Genomic DNA, 1,264 nt, shown 5'->3' on the forward strand with positions numbered 1-1,264 from the left:
GACATCGTTTCGGACTTGATCGGTCCCGAACTCCACAGATTGGTTGGCTTCAATCTCTTGAGGACAACGATGTAGGGTACGCGCTCGCCTTTATTGTCGAGCATGATATGTTGAATGACGCCGTCATTGTTCTGGTCGAGAGGCAGCGACGCGATTGCCGGCTGCACACTTCCCCGCAGGGACCTCTCCAGGCCAGTGACGCCTTGCGTGCCCGCATCGCTCGATGAAGTCAGGCCGATGATAGCCTGGCCCGACGGATTGATCGCCACCACGTTGCCAGTCGACATCGTAAGGAAGCCGAACCCGGTTTCAGCGATCTTCACACGTTCGACGACTTGCGCGAGCTGGTCGAGAGTGATGTCTGCCCCCGCAGTACCGGCGATGCCGGTGCGATCGCGCGTCCACAGCGGATGGAAAAAGCTGACGATCAGCTTTCCCGTGATTGCATCGGTGTAAGGCGCTGTCTGGGTAATGTCGTCAGGGACGGGACGAGAGGCCGGATTCCCGGCCCATTGCTGCCATGAACCATAGATACCCGGAAAAAAGAACTCCCAGAACTCCGCCTTGTTGTGGCCGGGATAGAGCTTGTCGAAGGTCTGTGCCTGGTCCGTATACGGAACCGTCCTGAAGATCGGCCTTTCCTTTGGGCCAATATAGTACATCTGCAATTTGGACGACCCGCTGGCCATGAGAGTCGGCGCGACGAGATCGATCACGGTACTGTCTTCTATTTCCTTCTGAACGCTCGACAGCGGGGTGTGGTCGGCACCCAGCAGGTAGCCCCAGACGCTTACCACCGAAGGCGCGCCCGGCAGATTCTGCGCCCAATCGCCCCGCGCGTCGTAGACGACCTTCACGGAGCCGGGCGCCTCATGCGAAAGAGTCGCTCCGACCTGTTGCTGCCTGCTCGGATCGTCGATCTGGGCCTGCAGCACGCCGGCCAGCGCCTTGACGTCGCCATGAACGCGGTCGAGCAGCAGGTCGACGCTCAACGCCGTCGATTGGGCATAGGAACGAATGTATTCCTGGTTTGCGGTCGTCAGGCCCTCGCCGACTTCCGATGTGGCATCGCGCGACAGCTTCTGAACGTTCCAAAGCGCCAGACCACCGCTCAGCAGGAGGTCGAACAGTACGGCGCCGCCAACGACCAATACGAATTTCGCTCGAAAGGAGCGCAGGCCGAAGCGCGGTGTGGGCTCATCGTGGGCGTTCATTGCGGCCGTCGCCCCGATGCGACCCAAATCGGCCAACCGGCGTAACCCTT

The 1,264-nt window shown here is 60.4% G+C and carries 1 pseudogene; it reads right to left on the bottom strand.

Features of this window, described 5'->3' with window-relative positions:
* A pseudogene (locus ACXJ7R_RS33280) lies at nt 1–1,214 on the bottom strand (SpoIIE family protein phosphatase); the annotation flags it as partial.
* Nucleotides 1,215–1,264: the final 50 nt, after the last annotated feature.

The organism is Mesorhizobium sp. P5_C1, assembly GCF_054049815.1.